This is a genomic window from Leifsonia sp. KNZ12-8B, from assembly GCF_056755495.1.
This window is the reverse complement of record NZ_JBPGXM010000172.1, coordinates 1-6,722: the sequence shown is the minus strand read 5'-3', so window position 1 is coordinate 6,722 and position 6,722 is coordinate 1. Positions and strand designations below refer to the sequence as shown.

Genomic DNA, 6,722 nt, shown 5'->3' with positions numbered 1-6,722 from the left:
AGATGTGTATAAGAGACAGGTCTGCGACGGTCGTCGCGCGGCGTGTCGTGACAACTCGATGGCTAGTGGTCCACCAGTTTGAGGCCGATCACGCAGGCGACCAGGCCCAGGATGAGGAGCACCCGCACGAGCGAGAAGCCCTCGCCGCCGAAGATCATCGCATACAGCACGGTCAGCGCGGCGCCGATCCCGACCCACACGGCGTAGGCGGTGCCGATCGGGATGCTGCGCATCGCGAACGCGAGGCCGGCCATCGAGCCGACGAGGCCGACCACGAAGACGACGGACGGCCAGAGCTTCGTGAACCCGGCGGACAGCCCGAGCGCGGTGGCCCAGACGGCCTCCAGGATGCCGGAGAGGACGAGGACGATCCAGGACATGCTGACTCCCGTGGCCAGTCTTGTCGCTCACCGGGTACTGATCCGTCGTCCGGGACCGCCCATCCGCGATCTGCCGACCAGGCTAGCAACGCCGCCTGAGCAGGGCCCGTGCACGCAGCCCCGGTTGCGGCGTGTTACAGCGCGCGGGTCCTGCCCGTCGCGGGGTCGGCTAGCGTGACCCCATGGCAGATCGCGAATATGGCTTCCGCACGCGTGCGATCCACGCGGGCAACATCCCCGACCCGGTGACCGGCGCCCGCGCCCTGCCGATCTACCAGACGAGCGCCTTCGTGTTCGACGACTCGGCCGACGCCGCCGCGCGGTTCGCGCTGCAGAAGTACGGCAACATCTACTCGCGCCTCGCGAACCCGACCGTCGCCTCGTTCGAGGAGCGCATCGCCAGCCTCGAAGGCGGCCTCGGCGCCGTCGCGACGGCGTCCGGCCTGAGCGCGCAGTACATCACCTTCGCGTCGCTCGCGGGCGCGGGCGACCACATCGTCGCCTCCGCGAACCTCTACGGCGGATCGATCACGCAGCTCGACGTGACGCTGCGCCGCTTCGGCGTCGAGACCACGTTCGTCCAGAGCGCCGACCCGGCCGACTACGCCGCCGCGATCACCGACCGCACCAAGGTCGTGTTCGCCGAGACCGTCGCCAACCCCTCCGGCGAGATCGCCGACATCGAGGGGCTCGCGGAGGTCGCCCACGCGGCCGGCGTGCCGCTCGCGATCGACTCCACGATCGCGACCCCCTACCTCAACCGGCCCATCGAGTGGGGTGCCGACATCGTCATCCACTCGGCCACCAAGTTCCTCGGCGGCCACGGCACCACCCTCGGCGGCGTGGTCGTGGAGAGCGGGAGGTTCGACTGGCACAGCGACCGGTTCCCGCTGTTCAGCGAGCCCGTCCCCTCGTACGGCGGCCTGCAGTGGTCGGGCAACTTCGGCGAGTACGCGTTCCTCACCCGGCTCCGCGCGGAGCAGCTGCGCGACATCGGGCCGGTGCTGGCGCCGCACTCGGCGTTCCTGCTCGCGACCGGCGTGGAGACCCTCCCGTACCGCATCCAGGCGCACGTCGACAATGCGCGGAAGGTCGCGGAGTGGCTCGACGCGGACCCGCGCATCGAGAAGGTCTACTGGGCGGGCCTGCCGGAGCACCCGCACCACGACCGCGCGCAGAAGTACCTCGGCGGCACCCCGGGAAGCGTGTTCAGCTTCGTCGTGAAGGGCGGCCGCGCCGTCGGCCAGAAGCTCATCGAGTCGGTGAACCTGGCCAGCCACCTGGCCAACATCGGCGACGCCAAGACGCTCGTGATCCATCCCGCCTCCACCACGCACGCGCAGCTCACCGAGCAGCAGCTGCTCGACGCGGGCGTGCTGCCGGGCGTCGTGCGCATCAGCGTCGGCATCGAGGACGCGGACGACATCATCTACGATCTGGACCAGGCGCTGACGACCGCCGTGGAGGAGAACGCATGACCATCGCCCAGGCTCCCGAGACCACCGACGTCCAGCTGGTCAACGGGCTCAGCTGCTCGGTCCCGGCGGACTCGCCCCTGGCGAAGCTGCTGCGGACCCAGCGCACCTGGGTCGGGCCGGACGCGAAGGAGCGGCTGAAGATCCTCCGCTCGGCGAAGTCGGTCGCGATCGTCGGCGCGTCGCCCAACCCGGCGCGGTCGAGCTACTTCGTGGGCACGTACCTGCAGCAGTCGACCGACTTCCGGGTGTACTTCGTGAACCCGAACGCCGACACCATTCTCGGCGAGAAGGCGTACCCCGACCTCGCGTCGCTGCCGGAGGTGCCGGACATCGTGGACGTGTTCCGCAAGCCCGCCGACATCCCCGCGGTGATCGACGAGGTCGTCGCCATCGGCGCGCCGACGATCTGGGTGCAGCTCGGCATCTGGAACCAGGAGGCCGCGGAGTACGGCGAGTCCCAGGGCCTGACCGTCGTGATGGACCGCTGCATCAAGATCGAGCACGCGCGCTTCCACGGCGGCCTGCACCTCCTCGGCTTCGACACCGGCCAGATCACCGCGCGCAAGACCATCCGCTGACGGCAGCCGCCGAGTACGCGGAAAATGTCCCGTGGGATCGGTTCCACGGGACATTTTTCGTGTACTCGGCGGCTGCCGTCGGCGGCGTCAGGCCCGGGCGATGATGTGGAAGACGTGCCAGTGCTTGGGGCCCTCGAAGGACATGCCGCGGCGGTCGTCCTCGACCAGCTGCAGCACCTCCATGCCCGCGAGCATCCCCCGCACCCCGGCGCGGTCGTGGAAGTTCATGCCGGAGCGGCCGAACCAGTCGTCGTGCGGCCCGAACAGCTCGCCCGCGAACAGGCCGCCCGGCCGCAGCGCCTCCCGGATGTCCGCCCAGAGGTACGGGAAGTGCCCGGGGTCGCAGAACGGCAGCGCGAACCCCGCGTAGACGAGGTCGCTCTCCGGCAGCGGCCCGAGTTCTTCGAAGGGGGCGCGCCGCACCCGGACCCGCGCCGCGGCGTCCGCGGAGAGCCCGCCGAGCACGCGCCCCTCGACGCCCGCGTCGGCGTCCGTCGCCAGCACCGTCCAGCCGTGCTCGGCCAGCGCCCGGGTCTCGACGCCGTCGCCGCAGCCCAGATCGACCGCGTCGCCGGGAGGGGCATCACCGCGCAGCTCCAGCGCACGCTTGAAGGTCGGACGCACCCCGCGTCCGCCCTGCTGCTCGTAGAAGCGGGACCAGTCGAACGCCATGCGGCCGAGCCTACGCGCCGCGTGCGCTCCCCCGCCGCCCGCGCTGGCTAAGATCACCGGGTGGAGTCCGCCGCATCGCCTCGTGTCGCCGTCCTCGGGCCGGTGCTGGTGGAGGACCGCGCCGGGATGCTGTCCGAGCCGTCCGGAACGCTCGGCAAGAGCCTGGTCGTCGCGCTCGTCCTCGCGCGCGGCGCCGTGTCGGTGCCGTCGCTCGTCGCCGACCTGTGGGACGACGCCCCGCCCCGCCAGGAGCGCGCGGCCCTCCAGACCCTCGTCTCGCGCCTGCGAACCTCGACCGCCGACGGCCTGCTGCGGTCGACACCCAGCGGTTACGCGCTCGCCCTCGGCCCGGAGGAGACCGATCTCGGCATCGCCCGCCTCCACCACGACCGCGCCCGCGCCCACCTCGACGCCGGAGAGCCGACGTCCGCCGCGCGCGAGGCGACGACCGGCCTGGCCCTGTGGCGCGGCGAGCCGGGTGCGGAGCTCGGCGACTCGCCGCTGGGTGACGAACTCGCCCGCACGGCCGCCGAGCTGCGCGACGACCTGCTGCTCACCCGCGCCCGCGCCCACGTGGCCGCCGGCGAGCACGAGGCGGCGCTCGCCGACCTCCGCCCACTCCTCGCCGCACGTCCGCTCGACGAGCACCTGCACGGCGAGTGGATGCGCGCGCTCGCCGGCGCCGGCCGCCGCAGCGAGGCCCTCCTCGCGTTCGCCGACCTCAAGGAGGCGCTGCTCGACCGGCTCGGCACCCGCCCGGGCCCCGAGCTGGTCGCCCTCAACGCGCGGCTGCTCAGCGAGGAGGAGCCGGCTCCCGCGCGGCCGAGCGACGGCGCGTCCGGCGCGGTGGCGGACGCGCCGTTCGGGTCCAGCGCGCCGGCGCATGCCGCGTCCGCCTCCGCGAGTCGGGGCGACGCCGAGCCGCTCGCCGGCGCCGCACCCGTGGACACCGGCGACCGCACCCCCGCTTCCGCCCGCCGCCTCCGCATCGGCCTCCGCTCGGCGCCGAACGCGCTGCTCGGCCGCGACGCCGACCTGGCCGCCGTGGAGGAGCTGCTCACGACCTCCCGGCTGGTCACGGTGCTCGGCGCGGGCGGCCTGGGCAAGACGCGGCTGGCCCTGGAGGTGGGGCACCGGGCGACCGCGCTGCCGGCGGTCGTCGTTGTCGAGCTGGCCGGCGTCCGCAGCGGGGACGACCTCGACCTCGCGTTCGCCACGACCCTCGGGATCCGGGAGGCGCGCAGCGGCCGGGCGACCGAGCCCGGCGCCCAGCTGGATCTCCGCTCGCGCATCCTCGGCCTCCTGTCGGAGCGCGAGACGCTGCTGGTGGTCGACAACTGCGAGCACATCGTGGACGCGGCCGCCGCGTACGTCGCCGACATCCTCGACTCGACGAGCACCGTCCGGGTGCTCGCCACGAGCCGCGCCCCCCTCGCGATCGGCGCCGAGCAGGTCTACCCGCTGAGCCCGCTGGCGAGCGCCGACGACGGGCCGGCGGTGCAGCTGTTCATGCAGCGCGCGCGGGCGGCGCGCCCCGGCGTCGTGCTGCAGCGGGAGGTCGTGGCGCGCCTGTGCGACCGCCTCGACGGCCTCCCCCTCGCCATCGAGCTCGCCGCCGCGCGAGCCCGCTCGCTGTCGGTGGAGGAGATCGAGCGGAGGCTCGGCGACCGGTTCGCCCTGCTGACCGGCGGCGAGCGCACCGCGCCGCAACGCCACCGCACCCTCCTCGCGGTCATCGACTGGAGCTGGAACCTGCTCGACCGGTCGCAGCAGGAGCTGCTGCGGCGGCTCTCCGTCTTCCCGGACGGCTTCAGCGCGGACGCGGCTGCCGCGGTCGCGGCGGGCGCGACCGACGTCCTCGACGACCTCGACGCCCTCGTCGCGCAGTCGCTCGTGACCGTCACCGAGGACCGCGAGACCGGCATCCTGCGCTACCGGATGCTCGAGACCGTGCGCGAGTTCGGCGACCGCGAGCTGGAGCGCGCGGGCGAGCAGACGCTCGCTCGCGAGGGGATGGATGCCTGGGCCCGGGCATTCGCGTCGGCGACGATCGAGCGGATGCACGGCCCCGCGCTCGTCCCGACGTTCGCGCTCGTGACGTCGGAGCAGGACAACCTGCTGGCAGTGCTGCGGTCGGCGCTCGACGGCGGCCGGCCGGCCGAGGTCGCGCACGTCTACGCGGTGCTGTCGTACTACTGGTCGCTGCGGAGCGCCCACTCGGAGGTGCTCGCCTTCGGCGGTCCGGTGATGGAGGCGCTGCGCGGCTGGGAGCCGGGACCCGGTGACCGCGACATGGCCGCCGTGTGCTTCACGGTGATCGGCGGAACGTTCCTGTACGCCGACCTGCGGACCTCCGCCCGGGCGATCTCGCGACTGAAGCGGCTGCAGCGGCAGCAACCCGCCTCCACCTTCGCCGACCCCCGGCTCGAGGCGATGTCGGCGCTGGTCGCGAGCGCCGGGAACGTCACGGCGGGCATGGGCGTGCTCGCCCGGTTGAGCGACTCCCCCGACCCGGCGCTCGCCGTCGTGGGCTGCCTGCTCTCCACGCAGCTGAAGGAGAACGCCGGCGAGCTCGACGAGGCGCTCATCTCCGCCGAGCGCGCCTACGGGCTGGGCCTGCGGTCCGAGGACGCCTGGGCGACCGCGTCCGCCGCGCAGGCGCTGGCCCAGCTGTACAGCCAGCTCGCGCGCCCGGTGGAGGCGCTGGTCTGGGCCGAGCGCGCTCACGAGGGGCTGCGGCTGCTCGGGGCGGCGGGCGACCTCCGGCAGCTCGACTGGCTCATCGCGGTGAACGCGATCGGCACCGGCGACCTGGAGCGCGGACGCTCGCTCCTGGCGGGCTACCTCGACGCGGAGATCGACCGCACCGGCTTCGACTACGTCGACTTCTACGGCACCGCGTACAGCGGCCTGGCGGAGATCGCCCTGGCCGAGGGCGACCTGGCCGGCGGCATCCGGCTCTACGGGCAGGCGGTCGGCGTCTTCACCGACGAGGCGACCGCCGAGCGGGAGGCGCTCGCGAACCCGTGGCTCACCATCCTGGGCGCCGCGTACCTCGCCGTGCTGGTCCGCGCACGCCGCGAGCTGCCGGACACGGTCGACCGCGCGCTGACGGACGAGACCGCGCGCCGCCTCCGCACCCGCCTGCTCGTGAACGCCCGGCTGAACCCCGCGTACCTGGACAAGCCGGTCGTGGGCGCCGGGCTGCTGGGCTACGCCGTGTGGATGCTCGACCCGCTCACCGTGGACGCCCATCCCGCCCCGACCTCCGCCGGCCGCGACTGGCTGTCGACCGGGCTGGAGCTGTTCGCCCTCGCCGGGCAGGCCAACTCGCGGCAGGACCTCGCCAGCCTCGACCGCGCGACGCTCGAGGCGCGGGTGCGCGAGGTGTGGGGAGACGAGCGGCTGGATGCGGCGCTCGCGGCGGTCGCGGAGCTCGGGCGCGACGCGGCGGCGGTCCGCGGCCTGGAGCTGCTGGCGGCGGCGCGGGGGTAGCCGCGACGCGCGGCGGCCGGCGCACACGAAGGCGGGGCCCCCCCAAACCCCCCGGGGGGGGGGGGGGGGGGGGGGCCCCCGGGGGGGGGCCGGCGGCCGGGGGCAGTTAAAGCCCCCCC

At 74.0% G+C, this 6,722-nt stretch carries 5 protein-coding genes and 1 riboswitch; of the genes, 3 read left to right on the top strand and 2 right to left on the bottom strand.

The genetic code is table 11. The features are described from left to right. Positions 1-62: 62 nt before the first annotated feature. The gene (locus ACR9ZG_RS17455) at positions 63-380 is read right to left on the bottom strand and encodes a DMT family transporter (protein WP_481286115.1); all 318 of its coding nucleotides are present in this window, start codon (positions 378-380) and stop codon (positions 63-65) included. Positions 381-389: 9 nt separating this feature from the next. After that, positions 390-454: riboswitch (guanidine-III (ykkC-III) riboswitch) on the bottom strand. A 108-nt stretch (positions 455-562) separates the two neighbouring features. Here ACR9ZG_RS17455 and ACR9ZG_RS17450 point away from each other — a divergent pair. Beyond that, on the top strand, positions 563-1,858 hold the full coding sequence (locus ACR9ZG_RS17450) for an O-acetylhomoserine aminocarboxypropyltransferase/cysteine synthase family protein (protein ID WP_481286114.1): 1,296 nt from the start codon (positions 563-565) through the stop codon (positions 1,856-1,858). Then, positions 1,855-2,436, top strand: a complete 582-nt coding sequence (locus ACR9ZG_RS17445) for a CoA-binding protein (protein WP_481286113.1) — start codon at positions 1,855-1,857, stop codon at positions 2,434-2,436. The genes ACR9ZG_RS17450 and ACR9ZG_RS17445 overlap by 4 nt, the downstream gene beginning before the upstream one ends. Before the next feature lie 87 nt (positions 2,437-2,523). On the opposite strand, the gene ACR9ZG_RS17440 is transcribed toward ACR9ZG_RS17445, so the two are convergent. Beyond that, positions 2,524-3,108 (bottom strand): class I SAM-dependent methyltransferase, encoded by a 585-nt coding sequence (locus ACR9ZG_RS17440; protein WP_481286112.1) that lies wholly within the window; start codon positions 3,106-3,108, stop codon positions 2,524-2,526. A gap of 60 nt (positions 3,109-3,168) precedes the next feature. Between ACR9ZG_RS17440 and ACR9ZG_RS17435 the strand changes: the two genes are divergently transcribed. Beyond that, entirely contained in the window at positions 3,169-6,603 is a 3,435-nt protein-coding gene (locus ACR9ZG_RS17435) for an AfsR/SARP family transcriptional regulator (RefSeq protein ID WP_481286111.1), read from the top strand. Positions 6,604-6,722: the final 119 nt, after the last annotated feature.